Genomic DNA, 24,020 nt, shown 5'->3' with positions numbered 1-24,020 from the left:
AATGGCAAAATTTTTAAACAGCAGTGGCACGACTTACCATTTAGAAGAATTGATTAAAAATGCGTCTGATAGGTTGATTATCATCAGTCCCTATTTAAAGCTGAATGAACGTATTAAAGAGTTGCTAGAAGATCGTAATCGTCTCAAAATTGATATTAGAATCGTTTATGGTAAAAATGACCTGCACCCAGAAGAAATAAACTGGCTCAAAAACCTGACCTTTATTCGTACCAGCTTTTGCAAAAATTTGCATGCGAAGTGCTACCTCAATGAAAACGAATGCATTATTACCAGTTTGAACCTTTATGAATTTAGCCAAGTCAATAATAATGAAATGGGCGTGCTGATTTATCGTAATGAAGATGCCAAACTATATGCCGATACTTATGAGGAGGCACAGCGCATTATTCGTATCAGCGATGAAGTGCGCATGTCGCTTGAAAAAGTGACGGAATCTGATGGTAGGACTGATAATACTGCTACTGCCAGTCATACAATGCCCAGCAATAATGCTAATACAACGGTCGCACCTACTGCTACAGAAGCGGCAACGCCTAATTACTCTAAATTAACGACGGCGAAACTTGCCAAAGAGCTGGGTTTTAAGACCCAAGAGTTAAATGATAAGTTGCTTGCAGCGGGATATTTACAAGAGCAAGAAGGTGAGCTTACATTAACAGATACTGGGCGTGCAGCAGGTGGCACCAGTAAAAAAGGTAAATTCGGTGATTTTTGTTTGTGGGATTCTGGGATGGTGATTTGATTCATTCGTTAAGTCTATGCTAAATTACTTAGTAATAAACAGAATAACCGCATTACAATCCTTCACAAGACAGTCATAACCAGTTTGCTAAGATAAAATAGAATTTTTGCTGACGTGCTTTGAGTAATTGTGTAATATCTGACAGAGCACGTTGATAATAAGAAGTACGTTGATAATAATAGAGCACGTGAATATCTTTGGATATTAGTGCTCATCACTAACATAGCTAAGGAATTAAGCATGGCACATTTACGTTTAGGCGATACCGCACCGAATTTTGACGCTGCAACCACAGAGGGTAATATCAATTTCCACGAGTGGGCAGGCGATAATTGGGTCGTTTTTTTCTCTCATCCAGCTGATTTCACGCCAGTATGTACTACTGAGCTTGGTCGTGCTGCGGCACTGAATGGCGAATTTCAAAAGCGTGGTGTCAAGCCAATCTGTATCTCTGTTGATGGTATCGATGACCATCATGCGTGGGCAAAAGACATTGGTGAGACGCAAGGTACTGAGTTAAATTTTCCAATCATTGCTGATCCGAATAAAGAAGTCGCTGAGCTATATGACATGATGCATCCAAATGCAGATAGCACGCATACGGTACGCAGTGTCTTCATTATTGATCCAAAGAAAAAAATCCGCTTAACGCTGACTTATCCTGCAAGCTGTGGTCGCAATTTTGACGAGATTATCCGTGTCATTGATGCTCTACAACTGTCTGATGAATATAATATTGCGACGCCAGTTGACTGGAAAGATGGTGATGATGTCATCATTCCACCAAGTGTCAAAAACGAAGATATCGCGGCTAAATACCCTAAAGGTTATACAGAAATTAAGCCTTATTTACGTACCACGCCTGCACCCAATAAATAAGTAGTATGATTGGATGAATGAAATGAAGCCTCATGACGTAACGTTGTGGGGCTTTTTGTTATTTAGTCTCTGATCAAAAAAGCAAGCCTAATAAGGCTTTGCTATGATGAGCAGAGTAGGATATAACTGTTGTATAAAGAATCGCCAGTCTTCATCTATCATCAACAGCGTAATAACCATAATAAAACCAGATAGCGTTGAATCGCTTTTGTTCAATCTTACAAGGAGTTTGCCATGAAAAAACTATACGTCACCCGTACTGCGCCCAATCCACGTAAAGCCCTTATTTTGTTAGCATCAAAAGGCATCGATGTCGATGATATGGATGATGTAGACGTGATTGATATTGATTTTGCTGCCAATGAGCAAATGTCAGACGAGTTCACCAAAATAAATCCAATGCAGACCGTGCCAGTTCTCATACTAGGGGATGGCACGGTACTCAATGATTCACAGGCTGTATGTGAGTATCTCGACCGTGTCTATGGTGAGCGTTCGGTGATGGGTAATGATGTAATACAACGTGCGCAAGTGTGCGCTATGCGCCGCATTGCTGAGTTTGAGGTATTATATAACTTCATGCTGGCTTTTCAACACAGCCATCCGTCCAAAGCCCAACGCGTTGAGCAAGTCCCAGAGTTTGTCGCGCCATCTGTTGCACGGGCTGTTAAAGCCCTCGCTTATTTTGAAAATATTTTAGAAGGTCGTAAGTATTTGGTCGGTGAACAATTAAGCTTTGCTGATATCGTCCTATATCTCGGTTTAGATTTTGGTAAAGTCCTTAACGTAAATCCGAATGAGCAGGGCGAAAATCTTGCGCGTTTTTATCAAATGATGAATGAGCGTTTTAGTATTAAAAATATGGCAAAAGCCAAAATTGCTCATACAAACGAGTAAGACTAGCGCGAAAAATTAAAAATGCGACATCATTGATGGTCTTGAATAATTGATGAAATTTCCAATTATCAGAGACCATTGATTTTTTATGGTGCTTTTAAATATCAAAATAGCAGTTACGATGAATCCATAAAAATAAACACTTTGTTACAACCATAGTAATCAACGGCGCTATAGTGGTGAATTGTGACGCTTTAATTAAGTGGATATCATCAGCCCCTTATTGTTAAATATTTAACCTGATTTTTTAAATACTTTGACTTAAAAAAGGGATAACCACAAGGTATAACTGCTATGACCTCATCTGTTAAAAAACGGCCAATTCGATTCACTTTACTACCAAGTTTGTTGGCACTAAGCGTTTTTTTAAGTGCCTGCCAAGATGCCTCTTTGCCCAATGAAAGTGATGTACAAGAAGGCACTCAGACAAGCGCTGATGCAATAAATGATGATGGCATAGATATGAACGCTGATGCAGTAACGGATGAGACTCAGATGGATAAGATGAGCGCTGAAGAGAAAATGATTGCCAATCTTTCACGTTATCGTTGGACATTGATGTCTGTAATGGACAAAGGCGCACAGCCATTAAACATGCTGACGGATATTAAAGACCAAGTGCGTTTGTCTTTTAATCAATACCAAGGTGAGAATACGTTAAGTTATAGTGTTGGCTGTAATACCATGAGCGCCGGCTACCAATTGCAAGGTCACACTTTGAATATTGAAGAGGGTATGAGTACGAAAATGTCTTGTGGTGAGCTCGATAAGGCTGAAAATAGTTTAAATCAGCTGATGCAAGGTGAAAGCCAGTTAACATTAGTGAAAGCTAACAGTGCCAAAGATGGCGACGCTAAAGACAACAACTCTCAGGATGATAGTCTCAAGAGTGATAAGCCAATATTAACCCAAGTGACCAGTGTCGGAGCAACGTTGATTTGGGAAGGCAGGCTTACCTCACAAGCCAAGTATAATAGTAAAGGTGAGACCGTATTCTGGGCAGTAAGCTCGAAAATGATACCTTGCACCGATAATGGCTCAGAGATGTGTCTACAAGTGAAACCCATTACCTATGATGACCAAGGTATTAAAACGAGCGAAGGCAAGTGGGCAGTCTTTACGGGTGAAATCGATGGCTATCAGCATGATGGCATGCACGATGAAGTATTACGTCTACAGCGTTACCCATTAGACAGTGACAATAGCAATAGTATAGAAGGCGAAGCATATGCTTATGTGTTGGATGCAGTGATTGAAAGTGCCGTCGCAGAGTAGTCGGTTTAAGCCGTTGCATTTTTATAGTAAAGCTATTTTATAGCAAAACGATAGTATAAATAACTTAGATAGTTCGAAAAACACGCGGCATTTGAACGCGTGTTTTTTTATGCTTGTTTTATAAGCGTTCTTAACGCAAGTTCCCTAGATCTTCTTCTGTCAAACGCCAGCGGCCTTTTTTCTTAGATGCACCGCGCCCACGCATGGCGCTGTTTAATATTAATTTATTCATAGAATGGCTTGAATGCGCATGACAGATGGCGCAGGCAAGACCATCGGCGGCATCTTGCTGTGGCACGACATCCAAAGATAGTATGCGGCAGACCATCTCTTGCACTTGCTCTTTTGCCGCTGCGCCATAACCGCAAACAGCTTGCTTAATCTGGCGTGCAGTATATTCTGATACTTCTAAGTCTAGAGCAACCATGGCGGCAATAGCAGCACCTCGCGCTTGCCCAAGTTTCAACGCTGAGTCAGGGTTTTCAGCCATAAACACTTGCTCAATAGCTGTATAAATAGGCTCATCTGCATATTTCAAATGATGCTGTGTGATGCGCGTTAAGCCATTAAAAATCCGCTTTAGACGTTCAGGCATCTCTTTGGTGTCGGTACGTATGGTACCTGCATCGATATAGGTGAGTTTGTCGCCTGTTTGCTGCACGATGCCATAACCGGTCATGCGCGAACCAGGATCAATTCCAATAATAATTGCCATAATATTCCATCTTGCTTACATTTTATTTTCAATCCTATATAAGTTGGATACGGTGTCAGACTCGCTCAGCCTACTACTCGTAGTACCTTTACTCATCTTCCTTGTATCCAAATTATATTGTACCGACTATATGGCTTAAAAATCAGCCTTAAGTTTGATAGTATAGCAATCAATCCCCATATACATCATATGTTAGCCATCTTAATTTGCATGGCGCTCAATTTATTGGTTTTTATTTTATAGGACGACACTTTATGGGTCAGATAGTTGGTATTGCCATTGTTTGGTTTATTATCGAAATGCTACTTTGGTATTTGCTTGCTCAGTTTATGAGTGGTTGGTGGGTATTTATGTGGTTTATTATCGCCGCAGTCATCGGTATCTCCCTCTTGCGTAAAGGGATGGCTGCCCTCAATCCAATGGCACAGCAGATGAAAGCAGGTGGCATGATGAACCCATCAATGCGTCCGCAAGAATCAACCATGATGAAAAGTGTGGCCATGGCAGCGGCTGGTATTTTGCTACTCATTCCAGGTGTGCTGAGCGATTTACTCGCATTATTGGTGATATTGCCACCCGTGCAAAAGAAGCTCAAAGACTTTGCTAATAATTATGTCATGAATAATCAGCAAAAAATGATGGAAATGATGGCCAAGCAAATGGGTGGACAGATGGGCGGCGGACAAAATCCGTTTGGTGGCATGGGCGGTCAAAACCCATTCGGCAGCGCAGGTGGTATGAATAATCAGAACCCATTTGGTCAACAACAAAACCCGTTTGGTGATGGGTTTAAACAGCATACAACGATTGATGGGACAGCAAAAACTATTCCCAAGGATGTGAAAAAAATCACCAAATCTGCTAATGATGAATAGTTAAATTAATAGGCAAGCATAAGAAAAGCCCCTTTCATCAATGATAAAAGGGGCTTTTTAATGGTTACTATTAAGTCTTTATGAAATGGTAGATTATAAGTAAACCTACCGAATATAAATAAGATAATAATTAACCGAATAGAACAACCGAAGTGCCGCTGTAAGATGGTGACCCATGAACCGTGAAGTTCAGGGCGGATGCGTCACTGCCTCTGCAGGTTTCCTGATACACCGCAAGCGGTGCAGGCATACACAATGAAGCAATAGGTACCACATCCTGGTAAAGCATTATCGGCTCAGGGAATAAACATCTACTAGCCAACACTTCAGAATATAATTATATTAACGAATGGTTTGAATGATTGCAAGTATGATTTACAGATTGATACGTAGATTTAGAGAGTGGCATTATTGCTATTAACTTTTAACCGCCTTTTCTACTGATAGATGTGCTTTAAATAAGTATGCTTTAAACGCTTAAGAGTGGGCGTAAAATGACGATTTTTCAGCTATTTTAAGATGTGTGTTAATATAGAGGGCTTTAAACATCCTAATATAGCATTATAGGCGTTCATTCACTTGAGGAGCGGTAATCCATGACCAATACCCAGCAACAATCAGCATTTATCGATGATAATCAGGCTCAGCTCAATAGTAAGCAGGATGGCGATCAAAATAAAAAAGTGCCGCATGTCTTAATGATATTAGATGGTTTTGGGCATCGTGAAGACGATAAGGATAATGCGATTGCTGCCGCCAATATGCCAAATTTGGATAGGATTTATCAGCAATATCCGCATGGATTGATATCTGCTTCTGGAGAAGACGTTGGTTTGCCAGATGGGCAGTTTGGCAATTCAGAAGTTGGGCACATGAACTTAGGCGCGGGTCGCGTTCTGTATCAAGATTCGACTCGTATCTCAAGTGAAGTAGCCAATCGTGAATTTTATAAAAACGAAGCCTTAGTCAATGCGGTAAAAGCCGCGAACGAGTTGGGTGGTAACGTCCATATCATGGGTTTGCTGTCAGACGGCGGGGTCCACTCTCATCAAGATCACATCGAAGCGATGTGCCACTCGGCGTTAGTGCACGGCGCCAAAAATGTTTTTGTTCATTGTTTTTTAGACGGACGCGACACCCCACCTAAATCGGCGGATAAGTATATTAATCGTCTGCGCGATCATATCAATAAGCTTAATGCTCATTATGAAGGCGGCCGCGTACAGATTGCCAGTATCATTGGGCGCTATTATGCAATGGATCGTGACAATCGCTGGGATCGCGTCCAAAAAGCCTATGAGCTTATCACTGAAGGTAAAGCTGATCGTCTGTCTACGCGTGCAGATGGCGCAGTACAAGCTGCTTATAAGGCACGCGAAACCGATGAATTTATCAACCCGACCGTAGTCATTGGCCGTGATGAAGTGCCTTATACCGTTGATGACAATGACGCGCTTATCTTTATGAACTTCCGTGCTGACCGTGCCCGTGAGCTGGCGCAAGCTTTTGTCTTGCCAGATCATGAGTTTTCAGGTTTTGCCCGTAATAAGCAGCCAAAACTTGCGGCATTTGTGATGCTGACCAAATATTCTGACGTGTTAGCAGACAATCCAAAAACTAGCGTTGCTTATTATCCCACGTCATTGACCAATACGCTTGGCGAATATTTGCAAGACAATGGTAAAACTCAGCTGCGTATCGCTGAAACTGAAAAATACGCGCATGTGACGTTTTTCTTTAGCGGTGGTCGTGAAGAAGAGTATGAGGGCGAGACACGTATTCTCGTACCCTCTCCAGATGTGGCGACTTATGATCTGAAACCAGAGATGAGTGCGCCTGAAGTGACTGATAAATTAGTGGCTGCCATTGAATCAGGCAAATATGACGTGTTAATTGTCAACTATGCCAATGGTGATATGGTCGGGCATACAGGGATTTTTGATGCGGCCGTAAAAGCAGTAGAGGCACTAGATGTCTGTGTTGGCCGCATCGAGTCAGCGGTACGCGCTGCTGGCGGTGATATGCTTATCACGGCAGATCATGGCAACTGTGAGCAGATGCAAGATTACGAAAGTGGTCAAGTACATACTCAACATACCACTGAACATGTACCACTCATTTATGTGGGTGAGAAAAACTTACAAGTACGTAGTCGTGGTAAGTTGAGCGATGTCGCACCGACTATTTTGACGCTGATGGATATTGAGCAGCCTGCTGAAATGACGGGCGAAAGCTTACTGGTTCCAGCGTTGTAAGTTAGGCATTTAATACTATTATATTGACAATTTACTAGCGTTGTTAGAAGTAATAGAAAGGGGAGAGATATTTATTGTCTCTCCTTTTTTTGATCTGTTTTTTAAGAGATATTTGGCTGACTTTATATAATTTTAAATGTTTAAGGAGTGAGAAAAATAAGGGCAAGCATGATATTTCGTCTGCTAAACAAACTTGACACCGCTACTCATCATTTGATGAAATCATATGAGTTGTCGTGAATGTTACTTGCAATACTCTCCTAGTCTTAGACTGGCTCTTGGTGCTATCTTATGAGATAAATATTCATCCATATATCTATAAAAATAATTCTATTATTAAACGAGTTCTCTTATGCGTTCTATTTATTTTATGCGCTTACCAGTGACGAAGCGATTGGGCAAACAAGCAATGAAGGTATTCACTGCGCCGACTATTTTTAAACCTGCATTGATGATAGGTCTGATTGGGCTCAGCACTGCCAGTATTTACGCACAAGCAGCGAAGTCACCAGCTAATGCGACCATCAATAATCCCACCGCCAGTCTACAACTGATTAGCTTAAATACCGATGAGATAGTCACAGAAGATGACACTAATAATTTATCAGATGTCGCTGATATGCTTGAGTCGGCCGACCAAGTTGACGATTCGATAGACAGTGTCGCAGATGAGAGTGCCTTGACCGATGATACGAACGAGATCGATGTCAGTATTCCACCTGAGGTTGCGCAAGTATCATTGAATGCCATTTCTCCAGAAACGCTCAAGACGTTTGTTGCGGTAGTGGATTTGGTACGCCGTGAATATGTAGATGCGGTCAACGATGAAGAGCTGTTCAATAATGCGTTGAGTGGTATGTTGACTAAGCTAGATAGTCATGCTGAATTTTTAGATGCTGAGGCTTATGAAAACCTGCGTGCCTTTACCGAAGGTGATGTGGGCGACGTCGGTATCAAAGTCAATTATCAGCCTACAGATGGCTATTGGGTGATTACAGAAGTTATTGATGCATCGCCTGCAGATAAAAAGGGCATTGCGGTTGGCGATTATTTACATCAAGTCGGTGATTTCAAACTTGATGAAGACAAAGAAAGTAACGATATCGAGCAACTTTTGACAGGGATTGCGGGGACGCAAGTAGATGTTGTCACCTCAAAAGCTGGTCGCCGCAAACATACCACGACCTTGCAGCGTAATAACAGCCACCCTCAAACGGTCGAGGCAAGTCTCATTGACGGTGTTGCTGTTATTAAGTTACCTGCCTTTCAAAATAATAGCCGTGAAAAGCTCTTGGAAGGCTTGATAGATCTAGACGCACCTATCACAGGTATCTTGCTAGATATGCGTGATAATCCAGGCGGGGTGCTCACGTCGGCGGTGAGCGTGGCCAGTTTGTTTATGAGCGACACTGATGTGGTACAAGTAAAGGGTCGTCAAAGTGACACGCGTACGCTATCCACTCAAGGTCTGGCGATACTTGAATCATTGCCAGTGGTGGTGTTGCAAAATCGCTATTCTGCGTCAGCGGCAGAGGTGCTGGCCAGTAGCTTACAAGCACAAAAACGTGCCACAATCGTTGGTGAAGTCAGCTATGGTAAAGGGTCGGTACAGTCGGTCATTCCACTGAATGATGAGCAGGCTGTCAAACTAACCGTCGCCAACTACATGACAGCATCAGGCAATAAGATCGATGGAATCGGGGTAGAGCCTGATATGACCTTGTCAGGAAGTGAAAGTACATGGGAGCAGCAAGCGCTCGCTTTACTAAAAACAAAAGCACTTGATTCGGGCATTCGTTTTGTCCGAAAACCTGCCAAAGTTGATCAAGCGGTGGCAGGCAAAAGGGTTCAGTAATGCTCGCTTAAAGACAGGCTATCGCAATATATCAACGTTAAAATATCATTTGTCGTTATTCAAAAATGGCAAATGCTATGGCTCGAATTGATCCTCAGCTATCTCTAGTTTTTTCATGCGATAGCGTAACGAGCGAAAAGTGGTACCTAGTAGTTCAGCTGCTTGCGTTTTATTCCAAGCCGTTTGTTTTAGCGCGGTAATAATCAACTGTTTTTCTTGTTCTTGTAGGTAGTGTTCCAACCCTTGAGAGGGTAACTGACCATCCTTTAATTTGCTTAGAATTGCTTTTTCATCACTTTCTTGCAGAATAGATCGATGGGTGACAGATTCTTCGTGAGTATGACGGGCTGTATGGTTTGGGATTTCTGCAAGATGGCTTTCTGAACGCTGTATCATAGAAGGGTAGTGCTGAGCGTTAGTACGATAAGGGTGCAGGTTGGTCGTCACTTGCTTGACCTGTGGCGCTATTGTCTCATCCATAGATTGAATGACTTTTTCTCTATTTTCTATCGATTGAGCGATCATTTGATGGTTTGTTTGACGCTCAGAATGTTGAGTATTATTGACAACCGCTGGCTCACTCTTCTGATCTTGAAAGACTGTGCGGTGATGGTTTATATCCATATCAGGCAAACCCAAGTGGCTGATGTCAATGTGCGGTGTCTCTGCTAGGGTTACTGCCCGTTCAAGGACGTTACGCAGTTCACGAACATTGCCCGCAAAGTTATGATCTTGCAAACGCTCGCATGCCTCAACAGTGAGTATGGGTGGGTTCTCTAGCTGCCATTCATCAGCAATCAATGCTAAAAAGTGCTTGGCTAATACAGGGATATCATCACGACGTGCATTGAGCGTCGGCAGTTTTAACTCAATCACATTGATACGGTAGTACAAATCTTGTCGAAACGCACCGTCTTGTACCAATTGGTTTAAGTTTTTGTGGGTGGCGGATAAGATACGAATATCTACGGGAACCTCTTTGGTATCACCAATGGCTCTCACCGTTTTTTCTTGAATGGCGCGCAGTAGTTTTACTTGCATGGCTAAAGGCAAATCAGCCACTTCGTCTAAAAATAACGTGCCGCCATTGGCTTGCTGAAACAGCCCTTGTTTGTCAGCGACAGCTCCCGTAAAGCTGCCTTTTTTATGACCAAAGAACTCTGACTCCATTAGCTCTGATGGTATTGCTCCACAGTTTACTGGTACAAAGCTACCATCACGGCGTGGGCTTAAATCATGAATCAATCGGGCAACCACTTCTTTACCAGTACCCGAAGCGCCTGACAAAAATACAGGTGCTTGTGAGCGTGCCAATTTTAAAATAGTATTTTTCAGTGGGTGCATCACCGCAGAATCACCAATGAGTCTACTGTCCAACAGTTTTTGTTCAGGTGAGCATTCGGCTGTGGCTTTTGCTTCATTGTCTTGATGAATAACTTTTAAAGCATTTTCCACCAGTTGACGTAGGCGCGGTAACTCAAGAGGTTTATTCACAAAGTCAAAAGCACCAAGCTTCAATGCTTCAATGGCGAGATCCATACTGCCGTGAGCAGTAATCACGGCAATGGGCGTACTAGAGCTATTACTGATTTCTTTTACCAACTCTAGTCCTGACCCATCAGGCAGCTTTAAATCAGTCAGGCAAAAATCGTAATCATTGTCTTGCCAGTATGATCTTGCTTGCGACAGAGTATATGCTACATCACTTTTAATGCCCATTTTGGTCAAAGTAATTTGCATCAATCGGCACAGATCCACTTCGTCATCAACGACTAGCGCGGTTGTTGTCATACATCATCTCATCGTATTCAATAGCTATAAAATGGTAAAAACCAAGAGGCCTTAATGGCAAAGTATTCTATGTAATGTTAATACTTGGTAACGTTAATATTTATAAAATAGTGGTATCAACACTATGTTCAATTTTATTAATATGACTATAGGCGCCAATAGCAGGTGCTATCAGGCGAAAACAGGTTTTCTCATGTTCAGGAATATAAAGCAAGCGAGTTTGGTTGGCCTCACAAAAAGCTTGTGATAAATACAGTCCTAAGCCTGTCCCTGCTTGGTCTGTCGTAAAAAATGGATTAAATAAATGTTCCAAATCTTTGGTGCTAACCCCGCGACCAGCATCCAAGATATCAATTATAACATCGTTATCCGCACAATAAATCTCGATTTCCACATAGGCATGAGGGTGGGCGTAGCTACTGTAGCGCAAGCCATTGTTAATTAAATTGATTAAGACTTGCTCTAGTTGATGCGTGTCGAATGATATGGTCGGTTGTGTTTTTACATGTAGAAAAACATCGTGTCCTTGAAAGTAATTCTCTAAAAATATTGGCATCCAGTCTGCCAATATAATCGCCTGCTGGTTTGCGGTTTGCTGGCGCGACAGTTTTAGTACATCTTCGATAATGCGATTCACGCGTTTTGTTTGTGAAAATATCATTTGATAAAGCTCATGATTCGCTGCCATATCATCACTTGAAATAGTCGGCGTTATCGTATTATCTGCTGTATCGACCTCTAGATTGGATTCTATAACATCTTCCATTAATAATTGGCTGGCTTGTGATATCGCTGCCAAAGGATTCCTTATTTCATGGGCGATGCTCGCTGTCAATTGCCCTAAAGAAGCCAGCTTCAATTGTTGGGCACTGGCTTGTTCGCGGCGTAAATCCTCTAACATTATCAGTTTACTGTCATCTTTTAATGGAATGATTTGTACGCGCAGTTTACCGAATATGGAAGCGTTTGCGACTGCAGGCAAATCATAAATAAAGGTGCGTGATTGGCCTGCCGCTACTGACAAACAGGCTTTAAATAGCTGCGTATGTTGTTGGCCAAGCTGCTGCTGGAAGTTAGATAAGAGTGCACTGCGAGTATTGTTCCTAGTATCTTTTGTATCAATAGAGGTGTTATGCAATGATGCGGAAGGGGTGGGCGAAAGGCTAAGTAATTGGTGAGCGGCAAGGTTTGCTAAAACGATATGCTGTTTATCGATGACGATGACACCATTAACCATTTGCGTGATGACTTCTTGGTTGATGACGTTTAATCGTTCAACTTCTTTAGCGTGACTCGCTGCTACTTTTTCAAGTTGTACCAAACGCTGTGAGATGGACCAGCTCAAACCACCAACCGCCAAAAAGCTGGCTGACATGAGCAATGCGTCCCCTAAATTTGTTAAGCTCATGCTATTGGCAATGGCATAAAAGAATTGCTGATAAATGACAAAAATAATAGCGAGTAAGGTAATAATTAAGGCTTGTGAGCCGTGTAGCAACATAAAACTCGCTGCGACGACCACCATATATAGCATGGTCAACTGTAAATCAGGCGCACCCGCTGTATATAGTAATAAGCTTAATATAATGACGTCTAATACTAAACCAAAGGCTAGCTGTCGCCGCATTTGCTGATTAACGACATAAAACAAGCCAAGTAAAATAAGGCTAAGCAGGAAATAAAAGCTGAGCGTTGTTTGTTGTAAAAAGCTTGGTAGAGAGAGGCTGTTGTCAGAGTGAGCGGTGATATACACCATCAGTAGAGAAAACAGACTAACAGCAAAGCGGTAACTGCTATAAATAAGCCCCAACCTGCGCAATTGAGGTAGAGATAGCGTGTCATCACGATGCAAATAGTGAGTAACAGCAGAGACGATATTAGTAGCAGGCTTCATAGATTGACCGCAATAAGGGAACAGTTGCTAGGGCGTGTCCTCATTTTAAAATAGATATAAAATTTAGCCATTTTCAGCCCATGTAGATGTCCATCAATTGAATTGAGGACACGCCCTAATGAGTTATGGCTGAATTAGACCATGACGAATGGCCAGATGTGTTAACTTCACATCGCTATCAACCCCAACTTTCTCATAAATACGATAACGGTAAGTGTTGATGGTTTTGACACTCACAAATAGCTGATCAGCGATTTGCTGCGGGCTTTGACAGTTAACGACCATCATTGCCACCTGTTTTTCGCGATCACTCAGTAAGTCAAAAGGCGAGTTGGCATTATCTGACAGCAAAACATCAGCCAGTTGCTCAGCGACATCTTGGCTAAAATAACGACCACCTTGATAGATTTTTTTGACAGCGCGAATCATCTCATCGAGCGGCGTGCCCTTCGTAATATAGCCATTTACTCCCGCTTTGATAAGCATAGAAGGGTAAGGCTGCGCTGACATACTGCTGACGGCCAATATTTTGATACCCATATCCAGCTGAATTAAGCGTTTGGTTGCTTCAAGCCCACCAATATTAGGCATATTGACATCAAGCAAAACCACATCAGGGCGTAATTGTTTGGCCAATTTGATGGCCATGTCACCGCTGTCCGCTTCGCCGATTACTTCGATATCGATACTATCTGACAACATGCGGCTAATACCCATTCTCACCAAATCATGATCATCTACTACCAGTACTTTAATCATAACGATACTCTTTGTTGTTTGTCAGAATGAAGGCTTTTATTGACGCTAAATGACAAAAAATAAAATCATTAGAGTCGTTTTTTTAGTTTTTGAAAAAATAAAATATTGCTAATCTTTTAGATCGATACCATTGTTTAATATAACAAAAAACGAATAATTACAGTGTTCAAAGTTAAGATATATTGCTGAAATGTGAGTCAATGTTTCTGTAATATAAAGTGGTTGTAGTAAAATTTGAATTACACCAAAATAAATTATTAAATCAGCTTGATACATTAAACTTAAATGCAAACCATGATACACTAAAAATACAAAAACTCTATACGAGTACTTATAAACCCATTCATAAACGCTACGTACGTTGTTGCTATTGGTTAGTATGTAACTGATTCTCTACTTAACAGCATCGTGACAGCAGGAGGCATAATGAAGCAACTACCATTAACCAAACAGCAATTAATCGCTGCTATGATTTCATTGAGTTTGGGCAGTGTTGCACAAGCGGCACTTACTATTAATGGTAGCGCCGACACTAGCTCTAGTGCTCGCATGAGTTGGGGCGGTGCCGATAGTTTGTCTGAAGCACGCAATATTATGTATAAATCCAAAGGCTCAGCTATCAAGAAAGTTGATAGTGGCAATGGTACGACCAGTATCACTAACGCCAATAGCTTCGGTAGTAGTAATAACAGTTACAATAGCAGTAATAGCTACAATACAACGTATCGTGGCTCATTTGGTAGCAGTAACATGATACCGATCAGCACTGATTCGCGTAGTGTTGCGGTCATCGATGCTGAAACGGGCGAATCTATTTATGAAAAAGATGCTGACATTGCACGTCCAATGGCCAGTATCTCTAAAGTGATGACGGCCATGGTCGTATTGGATGCTGGTCTCGATATGCGTGAAGAGCTCACACTCGATCCAGAAGATTTCGTCGGTCCTAAGCGTGCCAGCTCTAACCTCAAATCAGGCGATCGTTTGAATCGTGCTGAGATGTTGCTTATGGCATTGATGAAATCAGAAAATCCAGCAGCAAAGAGTTTAGCGCGTAATTATCCAGGTGGCTATACTGCCTTTATACGTGCCATGAATCGCAAAGCTCAAGATCTGGGTATGACCACGGCTTTCTTTGGTGATCCAACGGGTCTTGATAAGCGCAACGTCGCTTCATCAAATGACTTGGTTAAAATGGTTCGTGCGGCGGGTAACTATGACGTAATTCGTCGTTTCTCGACCACTAAGAGCTATGACTTTTATGTTTCTAACTACTCAAGTGGTAACCGTACTTATAAAGCCAATAATACCAGTAGCTTGGTTCGTGCCGGTGATTATCCAATTGGTATCTCAAAAACAGGTTTCATCAATGAAGCTGGTCGTTGTGTGGTAATGGAAACACGTGTGAATAACCGCCCAGCAATTATCGTCATCTTAGGAGCGAACAGCTCAGCCACACGTTGGGGTGATGCCAAAAATATTCTAAACAGTCTAGCGACACGCCGCACGGTATAACTTTACTGTTTTAGCATTTATAAAAAGGCTGTTATTCGATATAACAGCCTTTTTATTGTGTTGAATTTAAGGTGTGTCTTTAATTTAATCAATGGACTTTTACATGGGCTAAAAATTTATCTTATTTTTATCTCCATTTTTAAAATGAGGACACACTCTAGGAAAAATAACATGACTCAAATATCGACTGTTATATCAGCGCCAAAGCTATATTTACTGACCAATGACGATGAGTTTGCGCTGCTGTATCGCAAATTAGAAGCAGCACTAGCAACAGGATTCATTGCGCTGTTACAAATTCGTCGCAAGCAGATATTGGCGCTACCTGATGGTGAGTCTCGTCTATACGAAGAGGCTAGACAAATAGTTGAGTTGGCGAAAGCGTACAACGTACCAGTCGTCATCAATGACAATATTAAATTGGCTGCCAAGCTCGGCGTTGGTGTGCATTTGGGTCAACAAGATGGCGAAGTCACTGATGCTAAGCACGAACTTCAACCAAACCAAATGATCGGACGCACTTGTCATGGCAAGATAGAACTGGTTGAAGAAGCAAAAAATGAGGGCGTAAGCTATGCCGCTATGGGTGCGATTTTTACCTCAAATACAAAACCTAACGCCAATATTATCTCGCGCCAGCAGCTTATAGATGGCTGTCAGCAAAATATAGCGATATGTGTTATAGGTGGCTTGACGGCAGAAAATGTCATCGAGCTGGCAGGTTTGCCCATTACTTACGTGGCGGTCGTTGGGGATATTATGGATTTACCTGTGGATCAAATCGCGATGCGCTGTAAACAATGGCAGCAGGCATTCTCTCAATGGAAAATGCCTACTTGATCACTAGAACTTTGGTTTGGAATGGATGTTTTAGAGTAAAAATGGGTCGTTATTCAGCGTGTTCCATACATAGGGTAGCGTAAGGCAGTGCTTGTAAGCGCTGTTCTTCAATTTGCTCACCGCAGACTTCACATTTACCATAAGTCCCGTTTTCAATACGACTTAGTGCATTTTCGACATAGATCAAACTTTGACGGGCTTCAACCATCAAATTTGTACGCATGTCGTTTTGACGATAAGAGATGGCTTGGTCTTCCCAATGCTCATTGAGGTCGTCTTGCGGGTTTTGGATATGATCTTCGATTTTATCGATACGAGTCTCATATTCTTCTTTAAGCGTGAGTAGGTTTTGTTTGGCAGCTTGAAGGTCGATACTCATTGGGTTCTCCTAATGGGTTATTTTTATTGTGGGTATTATTTATTATCAGTGCTAATAGCATCTTAAACAGCCTTATTACTAAGTGCCACCACGAAATGTTACTGATTTTTATTAAAATTCAGCCATTTGTCTTATTTTTATCCCTATTTTTAAAATAAGAATACGCCCGAGTAAAATTTAATAGTGCGTTCTTTATGAGCACTTGCTAGTATTCTGCTAGAATACACCGCCTCAAATTCTTGCTTGGTTACTTTTATAAAGCCACAGACAAGAGCAGCCGATTTGATAAATATTTTCAGTAATGAGTAAAAAGCCAACCGATAGATTAACAAGAGATGATGCATAGGAGCAGGTAATGAATTTTTTGCGTATGAGTGAGCTGAGCTTAACGGATAAAATGGTGTTGATTCGTGAAGATCTCAATGTGCCTATTAAAAACGGTAAAGTCGCCAGTGATGCACGCCTGCAAGCCAGTTTGCCTACGATTAAGATGGCGTTAGAAAAAGGCGCGGCCGTTATTGTTTGTTCACACTTAGGTCGTCCAGCTGAAGGCAGTCCTGAGTCGATATATTCGCTAGCACCAGTTGCTGAGTATTTAAGCGATAAATTAGCCACACAACTTTCAAAGCCCGTTAGCTTAAACAATGACTACCTTACAAAGGGCGTGGCAATTAAAGCAGGCGAGGTCGTGCTATTAGAAAACGTACGCTTTAATCAGGGCGAAAAGAAAAACGATGCGGATTTAGCACAGAAATACGCTGATTTATGCGATGTATTCGTGATGGATGCATTTGGCACCGCACATCGCGCACAGGCCTCAACAGAAGGCGTTACCCAAGCTATGCATCGAGCAGGAAAAACAGCTTGTGCAGGACCTTTATTGGCGGCTGAGCTTGATGCGTTAAGCTTGGCACTTGAGACCCCAGCACAGCCAATGTTGGCAATCGTTGGTGGTTCAAAAGTATCGACAAAGCTAGAAGTGCTGCACAGTTTGTCTGAATTATGCTCGCAGATTATCGTTGGTGGCGGTATTGCAAATACATTCCTAGCCGCGCAAGGTCATAGCGTTGGTGCATCACTTTATGAAGCGGACTTGGTTGAGACAGCTCGTGACATTATGACTAAGACTGAGATTTTATTACCTGAATATGTTGTCGTTGCTGATAAAAATGAGATTGATTTTGCTGACTTCACGGGCTCATTACAACAAGCTACTGCGACCATCAAATCTGTCGATACGATTGGCGAAAATGACATGATATTGGACATCGCTCCAGAAAGTGCTAAGCAATTAGCGGATGCTATTATCAACGCAAAAACCATTTTATGGAATGGTCCGGTCGGTGTTTTTGAAGTCGATGCTTTTGGTCAGGGCACACAAATCATAGCAAATGCCGTTAAAAACAGCGAAGGATTTTCGATCGCTGGTGGTGGTGATACGCTTGCTGCAATTGATAAATATCAAGTGGCAGATGGCGTTAGCTACATGTCAACAGGTGGTGGCGCATTTTTAGAGTTTGTAGAAGGCAAAGTATTGCCTGCGGTTGCTGCTCTACAGATTGATGCGTAACGCTTTAACGATATTTAGCAGATGAGTAACATTAGCCGTACAATTTAGCCTAACCATCTCATGTACGCTGTATCAATAATATTTTGGCTGCTATTCTTATCTTATTGTTTTAAGAGAAATAAGAGTCAGTGGCCACTCATTATTATTAAGTAGTAATTATTTGTTTCTATACTGAAAATTATGATTGCATGTCTAATTTGCACTCTATAAAATAGCGCAAATCATGTATTTGACATGCTTTATTTATGAGGGATTTATTATGTTAAAACGCCATTTATTACTTGCTAGCGTACTTGCTGGTACTTTTGCAATCACTGCATGTAGCCAACAAACAGAAGAGAACGCCGAAGCTGCTGTTGAGTCTGCTGGTGATGATGTTGCCGCTAATGCTGATACTGCCGCTGCTGAAACAGAAGCCGCTGCTGCTGAAGCTGAAGTTGCTGCAAAAGATGCTGGTACTGAAGTTGCCGAAGGCGCTGAAACTGCCGGTGTTGCTGCTACAGATGCACTAAAAAACACTGGTGAAGCAGTTGTGGTAGGCGCAAATGAAGCCGTTGCCAAAACTGCTGAAGTGGTTGCCGATGGCGCATCTGCTGTTGAGAATAAAGCCAGTGAAAACGCAGTAGAAGCAGAACAACAGTACTAATTATCAATACATAAGCAACTGGACCTAAGCCATTGATCTACTAATTTATCGATTGATGAATAGCTTATTAAGCTGTTGGTTGCAGGTATTGATTGCTGTATAAGTCCTCAAAATATTTAAAAAGCTTTGGTGATAGCCAAGGCTTTTTTGTATTTAAAATCATAATCTAGAGGTTAGGGCGTGTCCTCATTTTTAGCCCATTTAAATATCCGTTGATTGAATTGAGGGCAGGCCTTAGTCAGTCAAAAATATGGTGCACAAGGTTTATCCACTTTTTTCAATTAGCTGCGTATCATATGGAACTTATCCAGTTCCTTTATAAAACTCGCTATCATGCTGTTTTATGAATCAAGCAAAGAAAGAAATAGTCGGTTAACCGCTACGAAGCGCTGGCAATTTTTGCTATAATCACGGCGTAATAATTACGATCAAAAAACACCGGTTTTTTGCTGGTCTGGCTATTATCAGGCTAGGGTTTTAGGGCAATTGTTGCAACATCGTATTTTTAAGAATGATTTCTTAATATCATATTCAAAATTTAATCAGAGAGCGTCTTATGGCTTTAATATCGTTACGTCAACTTCTAGATCATGCCGCCGAAAATAACTACGGTGTCCCTGCTTACAATGTTAATAATTTAGAGCAGATGCGTGCAATCATGATGGCAGCCGACGCCTGTGATTCTCCTGTTATCGTACAGGCTAGTGCTGGTGCACGCAGTTATGCGGGCTCTGCGTTTTTGCGTCATCTGATTATTGCTGCAATCGAAGAGTGGCCACATATTCCAGTCGTTATGCATCAAGATCATGGTATGTCACCAGCGATTTGCCAACGCTCAATTCAGCTTGGCTTCTCATCAGTAATGATGGACGGCTCGCTCGGTGAAGATGGTAAAACGCCAATGGATTATGATTACAATGCCAGCGTGACTCGCGAAGTTGTCAAGATGGCACACGCGTGCGGCGTCTCTGTAGAAGGTGAAATTGGTTGCTTAGGTAGCCTTGAGACCGGTATGGCTGGTGAAGAAGACGGCTCTGGCGCAGAAGGCGTATTGGATCACGAGCAGCTATTGACCAGTGCTGATGAAGCAGAACAGTTCGTTAAAGACACCAACGTCGATGCGTTAGCCATTGCCATCGGTACCAGTCATGGTGCTTATAAATTCACCCGTCCACCGACAGGCGATATCTTATCCATTGAGCGCGTAAAAGAGATTCATGCCCGTATTCCTAACACGCATTTGGTCATGCATGGCTCGTCATCAGTGCCGCAAGAGTGGCTAAAAGTCATCAATGAAAATGGTGGTAATATCGGTGAGACTTATGGTGTACCGGTTGAGCAAATCGTTGAAGCGATTAAGCATGGTGTGCGTAAGGTAAATATCGATACCGATTTGCGTTTAGCATCAACGGGCGCTATTCGTAAATTCCTTGCAGAAAACCCAAGTGAATTTGATCCGCGTAAATACTTCAAAGCCTCTATGGTTGCGATGTCAGATATCTGTACCAATCGTTTCGAAGCCTTTGGCTCAGCTGGGCAAGCGCATAAAATTCGTCCAATCAGCCTTGAAGGTATGGTCGATTTTTATAAATAAGCATGTCTGTGAGATATGCTTATTTAATAGCATTTATCATTAAATAGCAGCTCAGTTCATTTTTTATATCAGCTCTAATAAAGGTAGTGGATTATGATTGGATTGATTAGTGGTCAAGTGCAGTATTTGATGGCACCGACTGCCTGTGTCATGACTACCTCTGGTGTCGGCTACGATATAGAGCTGCCGCTACCGTCATTTTGCCAGTTGCGTCTCAATGAACAGGCGAGTATTTGGACGCATTTTCATGTACGTGAAGATGCGCAGCTGCTTTATGGTTTTATCGATCGCAAAGAGCGTGATGTCTTTCGGCAATTGATCAAGATCAATGGCGTTGGCGCAAAAATGGCGTTAGCAATGCTATCTGCGATGTCAGCTGCTGAGCTAAAGATGCATGTCGAGCAAGAGTCAGAGACGGCATTAACCCGTATTCCCGGTATCGGTAAAAAAACAGCGCAGCGCTTATTGATTGAGCTAAAAGATAAGCTGAAAAATATCGAAGTCGATAGCAGTCATTTAGAGTTTGCCATGCAACCTGCTGAGGTATCTCACGAGGGCAGCATCATCGCTGAGGTAGAAGGCGCGTTGATTAGCTTGGGCTATAAAGAAAGAGAGGCACAGCAAGCGATTAAAGCCGCTAAGAGTAATGGTAATACCTTTGCCGATACGCAAGGTTTACTAAAAGCCACATTGCAACAGTTGTCAGGATTTTGATTCATTCAGCTCACTACCATCAATAAGTATCAATAACTCTTAAACAGATAAGCGACATTCATTGTCGCTTATTTTCGTTTTAGGCTGTGCTTTATTTAGTAGCTGCTTTATGATGTTTTGCATGACTTATACGTAGCGTTTGGTTATGCTATTTATACCTATTCTTTAAAAATAATGATTTAATATAATGATAAAACCTATGATGCAAGATCGTTTGATTAATCCATTTGAAGGGGCAGGCGATGCGCCTGATTCTAATATTCGACCGGCATTATTGGCTGAATATATTGGTCAGCCAGTGGTACGTGAGCAGATGGAAGTATTTATTGGCGCGGCGCGTGGTCGCAATGAGCCGTTGGATCATACGCTTATTTTTGGTCCACCGGGGTTAGGTAAGACAACCCTTGCCAATATTATTGCTCGTGAAATGGGTGGTAATTTGCGTTCTACCTCAGGGCCTGTGCTTGAGCGCCCCGGTGACTTGGCAGCCATGCTGACCAATCTAGAAGAGGGTGATGTGCTATTTATCGACGAAATTCATCGATTGAGTTCCGTTATTGAAGAGATACTGTATCCCGCCATGGAAGACTTTCAGCTGGATATTATGATTGGTGAAGGGCCTGCGGCACGTTCTATTAAGCTGGATTTACCGCCGTTTACCTTGGTTGCTGCAACCACGCGAGCAGGATTATTGACCTCACCACTGCGTGATCGTTTCGGCATCGTGCAGCGGCTCGAATTTTATAATATTGCTGACCTGACCACGATTGTGAGTCGTGCCGCCCGTTTGATGCGTGTACCGATGAGTGAAGATGGCGCGGTGGAAATTGCTCGCCGTGCGCGTGGTACGCCAAGGATTGCCAATCGTTTATTACGCCGTGTACGTGATTATGCTGAAGTGAGAGGCGACGGTAGCATCAATGGCGCGATTGCGGGCAGTGCGCTCGATATGCTGGCAGTTGATAGACGTGGTCTTGATCATTTGGACAGACGTTATATTGAGATATTGCACGAACGTTTTGATGGTGGTCCAGCTGGCGTTGAAGCGGTAGCAGCAGCAATGGCTGAAGATCGCGGTACGCTTGAGGATGTGATTGAGCCATACCTTATTCAGCAAGGCTATGTATTACGTACCGCACGTGGACGCGTACTGACCCAGATGGCGATTGACCAAATGTTATGAAATTAGCCTAAAAAATGCCCCTACGTTTAATACTCTAGTTAAACGTAGGGGCATTTTTTAGGCTTTGGTTTCTTATAATCACCATTTAACAGTTAAACAGTGGGTAAAGCCTCAGGCCATATTTTACCTGGATTTAAGATATTTTTAGGGTCAAGGGCTGATTTAATCGCTTGCATCAGCACTAAGGCGTTACCGTGCTCTTGCTGCATATATTTTTGTTTGCCTTGCCCGATGCCATGCTCACCTGTACAAGTACCATCCATCTCAATAGCGCGGGTAGCTAAGCGGCTGATAATACCGTCAGCGGTAGCGATTTCTTCAGGATTTTCGGTATCGACCAATAATAAGACATGAAAATTACCATCGCCAACGTGACCGACGATAGGCCCAATCATACCTGACGCTTCGATATCTTTTGCTGTCTCACTGACACATTCTGCTAAGCGTGAAATGGGCACACAAGCATCCGTCGATAAGGCACTGGCTTCAGGTCGTAGGGCAGAGCTGGCATGATAAGCGTTATGCCGTGCTTGCCACAGACGCTTGCGCTCGGCTTCATTGGTATCCCAAGCGAAGTCACGACCGCCGAATTCTTCGATAATATCCGTAAACATTTGAGCTTGTTCAGCGACGCTGGCATCTGTGCCATGGAACTCTACAAATAGCGTAGGCGTCTCATCCAGATCAAGATTGGCGTATTGATTACACGCTTTAATTTGCATGGCATCAAGTAGCTCAATGCGCGCAATCGGCAAGCACATTTGAATGGTCAGCATCACTGCCTGACAGGCATCTTCAATCGTTGGGAAATGGCAAATACCGCTACCAATACACTCGCTGATGCCGAATAGTTTAAGCGTCACCTCAGTAACAATACCAAGTGTCCCTTCTGAGCCGATCATTAATCTTGTCAAGTCATAACCCGCCGCAGATTTTTTGGCACGGGTACCAGTGCGGACAATCTCTCCACTAGCGGTGACTATCTCAAGCGCGAGTACCACATCTTTCATCGTGCCATAGCGTACCGCATTGGTGCCTGAAGCGCGAGTGGCAACCATACCGCCGATACTGGCATTAGCACCCGGATCTATTGGAAAAAACAGTCCTGTATCACGTAAATAGTGATTGAGCTGCTCACGTGTGACGCCTGGTTGTACGGTCACTGTCAGATCTTCATTATGTACCTGCAATATTGCATCCATCGCATGCATATCGATGCATAATCCACCATAAGGCGCGTTTAATTGACCTTCTAAAGATGAACCAATACCAAATGCAATCACTGGCATTTGATACTGATTGCAAATCTCCACCGCAGCTGCTACCTCATGCTTATCTTGTACTGTCAAGACGGCATCGGGTGGCTGATTGGCAAGCCACGTCATCGTATGCCCATGCTGCTCACGTACCGTTATATTGGTAGTAAGTTGTTTACCGAAACGAGTTTGTAAGGCAGCAATAGCCTCGCTGTGATCTTTTTTAGCAATTGATATTTTAGCGGTAGACATGGGTGACTCCTATACAGGGCGTCTTTTTTAACGACACAATGAGAAATGAGGCAATGTAAAAACTAAGCTCTCACTCACTTTAAATGTCACTAAAAAGCAATGAAAGTGAGTGA

20 protein-coding genes and 1 other RNA gene are annotated in these 24,020 nt (G+C 42.5%); 14 read left to right on the top strand and 7 right to left on the bottom strand.

Annotated elements, in window-relative coordinates:
• The first annotated feature begins 1 nt into the window (after position 1).
• The 4 genes from Q6344_10060 to Q6344_10045 all read left to right on the top strand — a co-directional run bounded on the left by Q6344_10060 (position 2) and on the right by Q6344_10045 (position 3,814).
• A complete protein-coding gene (locus Q6344_10060) occupies positions 2-763 on the top strand; it encodes a phospholipase D family protein (protein ID WLG12947.1) in 762 nt (253 codons plus the stop codon).
• 240 nt (positions 764-1,003) lie between these two features.
• On the top strand, positions 1,004-1,642 hold the full coding sequence (locus tag Q6344_10055; GenBank protein WLG12946.1) for a peroxiredoxin: 639 nt from the start codon (positions 1,004-1,006) through the stop codon (positions 1,640-1,642).
• A 234-nt stretch (positions 1,643-1,876) separates the two neighbouring features.
• The gene (locus Q6344_10050; GenBank protein WLG12945.1) at positions 1,877-2,539 is read left to right on the top strand and encodes a glutathione S-transferase family protein; all 663 of its coding nucleotides are present in this window, start codon (positions 1,877-1,879) and stop codon (positions 2,537-2,539) included.
• Between the two features lie 294 nt (positions 2,540-2,833).
• Positions 2,834-3,814 carry an META domain-containing protein gene (locus tag Q6344_10045; GenBank protein WLG12944.1) on the top strand — a complete coding sequence of 327 codons (981 nt, stop codon included), beginning with the start codon at positions 2,834-2,836 and terminating at the stop codon, positions 3,812-3,814.
• A 130-nt stretch (positions 3,815-3,944) separates the two neighbouring features.
• Here the strand turns inward: Q6344_10045 and ruvC are convergent, their stop codons facing one another.
• Positions 3,945-4,529, bottom strand: coding sequence for a crossover junction endodeoxyribonuclease RuvC (gene ruvC, locus Q6344_10040; GenBank protein WLG12943.1), 585 nt, complete (start codon positions 4,527-4,529; stop codon positions 3,945-3,947).
• 254 nt (positions 4,530-4,783) lie between these two features.
• On the opposite strand from ruvC, the gene Q6344_10035 reads away from it, so the two are divergent.
• Complete coding sequence (locus tag Q6344_10035) at positions 4,784-5,404, top strand: FxsA family protein (protein ID WLG12942.1); 621 nt, start codon at positions 4,784-4,786, stop codon at positions 5,402-5,404.
• 140 nt (positions 5,405-5,544) lie between these two features.
• Here the strand turns inward: Q6344_10035 and ssrS are convergent.
• Positions 5,545-5,740, bottom strand: a non-coding RNA gene (gene ssrS / locus Q6344_10030) — 6S RNA.
• Between the two features lie 260 nt (positions 5,741-6,000).
• Here ssrS and gpmI point away from each other — a divergent pair.
• Both gpmI and Q6344_10020 read left to right on the top strand, forming a co-directional pair.
• Positions 6,001-7,659, top strand: a complete 1,659-nt coding sequence (gene gpmI, locus Q6344_10025) for a 2,3-bisphosphoglycerate-independent phosphoglycerate mutase (GenBank protein ID WLG12941.1) — start codon at positions 6,001-6,003, stop codon at positions 7,657-7,659.
• Positions 7,660-8,011: 352 nt separating this feature from the next.
• Positions 8,012-9,514, top strand: a complete 1,503-nt coding sequence (locus Q6344_10020; GenBank protein WLG12940.1) for a S41 family peptidase — start codon at positions 8,012-8,014, stop codon at positions 9,512-9,514.
• Between the two features lie 75 nt (positions 9,515-9,589).
• Here Q6344_10020 and Q6344_10015 read toward each other — a convergent pair whose 3' ends face one another.
• The 3 genes from Q6344_10015 to Q6344_10005 form a co-directional block, all read right to left on the bottom strand.
• Positions 9,590-11,305, bottom strand: a complete 1,716-nt coding sequence (locus Q6344_10015) for a sigma-54 dependent transcriptional regulator (protein WLG12939.1) — start codon at positions 11,303-11,305, stop codon at positions 9,590-9,592.
• A 100-nt stretch (positions 11,306-11,405) separates the two neighbouring features.
• Positions 11,406-13,199: an ATP-binding protein gene (locus Q6344_10010; protein ID WLG12938.1), complete on the bottom strand. Its 1,794-nt coding sequence runs from the start codon at positions 13,197-13,199 to the stop codon at positions 11,406-11,408.
• Between the two features lie 123 nt (positions 13,200-13,322).
• On the bottom strand, positions 13,323-13,958 hold the full coding sequence (locus tag Q6344_10005; protein ID WLG12937.1) for a response regulator: 636 nt from the start codon (positions 13,956-13,958) through the stop codon (positions 13,323-13,325).
• A gap of 426 nt (positions 13,959-14,384) precedes the next feature.
• Here Q6344_10005 and Q6344_10000 point away from each other — a divergent pair, with 426 nt between their 5' ends.
• Positions 14,385-15,473, top strand: a complete 1,089-nt coding sequence (locus Q6344_10000; protein WLG12936.1) for a serine hydrolase — start codon at positions 14,385-14,387, stop codon at positions 15,471-15,473.
• 171 nt (positions 15,474-15,644) lie between these two features.
• Entirely contained in the window at positions 15,645-16,313 is a 669-nt protein-coding gene (locus Q6344_09995; protein WLG12935.1) for a thiamine phosphate synthase, read from the top strand.
• A gap of 49 nt (positions 16,314-16,362) precedes the next feature.
• On the opposite strand, the gene Q6344_09990 is transcribed toward Q6344_09995, so the two are convergent.
• The gene (locus Q6344_09990; GenBank protein ID WLG12934.1) at positions 16,363-16,692 is read right to left on the bottom strand and encodes a TraR/DksA C4-type zinc finger protein; all 330 of its coding nucleotides are present in this window, start codon (positions 16,690-16,692) and stop codon (positions 16,363-16,365) included.
• 355 nt (positions 16,693-17,047) lie between these two features.
• Between Q6344_09990 and Q6344_09985 the strand changes: the two genes are divergently transcribed.
• From Q6344_09985 to ruvB, 5 genes are all read left to right on the top strand, one after another.
• The gene (locus tag Q6344_09985) at positions 17,048-18,262 is read left to right on the top strand and encodes a phosphoglycerate kinase (GenBank protein ID WLG12933.1); all 1,215 of its coding nucleotides are present in this window, start codon (positions 17,048-17,050) and stop codon (positions 18,260-18,262) included.
• A gap of 259 nt (positions 18,263-18,521) precedes the next feature.
• Entirely contained in the window at positions 18,522-18,908 is a 387-nt protein-coding gene (locus tag Q6344_09980; protein ID WLG12932.1) for a hypothetical protein, read from the top strand.
• Positions 18,909-19,464: 556 nt separating this feature from the next.
• The gene (gene fba / locus Q6344_09975; protein ID WLG12931.1) at positions 19,465-20,502 is read left to right on the top strand and encodes a class II fructose-bisphosphate aldolase; all 1,038 of its coding nucleotides are present in this window, start codon (positions 19,465-19,467) and stop codon (positions 20,500-20,502) included.
• Positions 20,503-20,595: 93 nt separating this feature from the next.
• On the top strand, positions 20,596-21,216 hold the full coding sequence (ruvA, locus tag Q6344_09970; GenBank protein ID WLG12930.1) for a Holliday junction branch migration protein RuvA: 621 nt from the start codon (positions 20,596-20,598) through the stop codon (positions 21,214-21,216).
• Between the two features lie 202 nt (positions 21,217-21,418).
• Positions 21,419-22,399, top strand: a complete 981-nt coding sequence (ruvB, locus tag Q6344_09965; GenBank protein WLG15193.1) for a Holliday junction branch migration DNA helicase RuvB — start codon at positions 21,419-21,421, stop codon at positions 22,397-22,399.
• Between the two features lie 92 nt (positions 22,400-22,491).
• Here the strand turns inward: ruvB and Q6344_09960 are convergent, their stop codons facing one another.
• The gene (locus tag Q6344_09960) at positions 22,492-23,907 is read right to left on the bottom strand and encodes an FAD-linked oxidase C-terminal domain-containing protein (GenBank protein WLG12929.1); all 1,416 of its coding nucleotides are present in this window, start codon (positions 23,905-23,907) and stop codon (positions 22,492-22,494) included.
• Positions 23,908-24,020 lie beyond the last annotated feature (113 nt).

It is taken from the genome of Psychrobacter cibarius (genome assembly GCA_030686115.1).
Classification (GTDB): domain Bacteria; phylum Pseudomonadota; class Gammaproteobacteria; order Pseudomonadales; family Moraxellaceae; genus Psychrobacter; species Psychrobacter cibarius_C.
The sequence above is the reverse complement of the archived record's forward strand: the minus strand, read 5'-3'. Positions and strand labels throughout refer to the sequence as shown.

Excerpts from the sequence above, each read along its gene's own strand:
- Q6344_09985 (WLG12933.1), top strand. The coding sequence starts at position 17,048 with ATGAATTTTTTGCGTATGAGTGAGCTGAGCTTAACGGATAAAATGGTG.
- Q6344_10050 (WLG12945.1), top strand. The coding sequence starts at position 1,877 with ATGAAAAAACTATACGTCACCCGTACTGCGCCCAATCCACGTAAAGCC.
- gpmI (WLG12941.1), top strand. The coding sequence starts at position 6,001 with ATGACCAATACCCAGCAACAATCAGCATTTATCGATGATAATCAGGCT.
- ruvC (WLG12943.1), bottom strand. The coding sequence starts at position 4,529 with ATGGCAATTATTATTGGAATTGATCCTGGTTCGCGCATGACCGGTTAT.
- Q6344_09995 (WLG12935.1), top strand. The coding sequence starts at position 15,645 with ATGACTCAAATATCGACTGTTATATCAGCGCCAAAGCTATATTTACTG.
- Q6344_10015 (WLG12939.1), bottom strand. The coding sequence starts at position 11,305 with ATGACAACAACCGCGCTAGTCGTTGATGACGAAGTGGATCTGTGCCGA.
- fba (WLG12931.1), top strand. The coding sequence starts at position 19,465 with ATGGCTTTAATATCGTTACGTCAACTTCTAGATCATGCCGCCGAAAAT.
- Q6344_10060 (WLG12947.1), top strand. The coding sequence starts at position 2 with ATGGCAAAATTTTTAAACAGCAGTGGCACGACTTACCATTTAGAAGAA.
- ruvA (WLG12930.1), top strand. The coding sequence starts at position 20,596 with ATGATTGGATTGATTAGTGGTCAAGTGCAGTATTTGATGGCACCGACT.
- Q6344_09990 (WLG12934.1), bottom strand. The coding sequence starts at position 16,692 with ATGAGTATCGACCTTCAAGCTGCCAAACAAAACCTACTCACGCTTAAA.
- Q6344_10000 (WLG12936.1), top strand. The coding sequence starts at position 14,385 with ATGAAGCAACTACCATTAACCAAACAGCAATTAATCGCTGCTATGATT.
- Q6344_10035 (WLG12942.1), top strand. The coding sequence starts at position 4,784 with ATGGGTCAGATAGTTGGTATTGCCATTGTTTGGTTTATTATCGAAATG.
- Q6344_09960 (WLG12929.1), bottom strand. The coding sequence starts at position 23,907 with ATGTCTACCGCTAAAATATCAATTGCTAAAAAAGATCACAGCGAGGCT.
- Q6344_10045 (WLG12944.1), top strand. The coding sequence starts at position 2,834 with ATGACCTCATCTGTTAAAAAACGGCCAATTCGATTCACTTTACTACCA.
- Q6344_10020 (WLG12940.1), top strand. The coding sequence starts at position 8,012 with ATGCGTTCTATTTATTTTATGCGCTTACCAGTGACGAAGCGATTGGGC.
- ruvB (WLG15193.1), top strand. The coding sequence starts at position 21,419 with ATGCAAGATCGTTTGATTAATCCATTTGAAGGGGCAGGCGATGCGCCT.
- Q6344_10055 (WLG12946.1), top strand. The coding sequence starts at position 1,004 with ATGGCACATTTACGTTTAGGCGATACCGCACCGAATTTTGACGCTGCA.
- Q6344_10010 (WLG12938.1), bottom strand. The coding sequence starts at position 13,199 with ATGAAGCCTGCTACTAATATCGTCTCTGCTGTTACTCACTATTTGCAT.
- Q6344_10005 (WLG12937.1), bottom strand. The coding sequence starts at position 13,958 with ATGATTAAAGTACTGGTAGTAGATGATCATGATTTGGTGAGAATGGGT.
- Q6344_09980 (WLG12932.1), top strand. The coding sequence starts at position 18,522 with ATGTTAAAACGCCATTTATTACTTGCTAGCGTACTTGCTGGTACTTTT.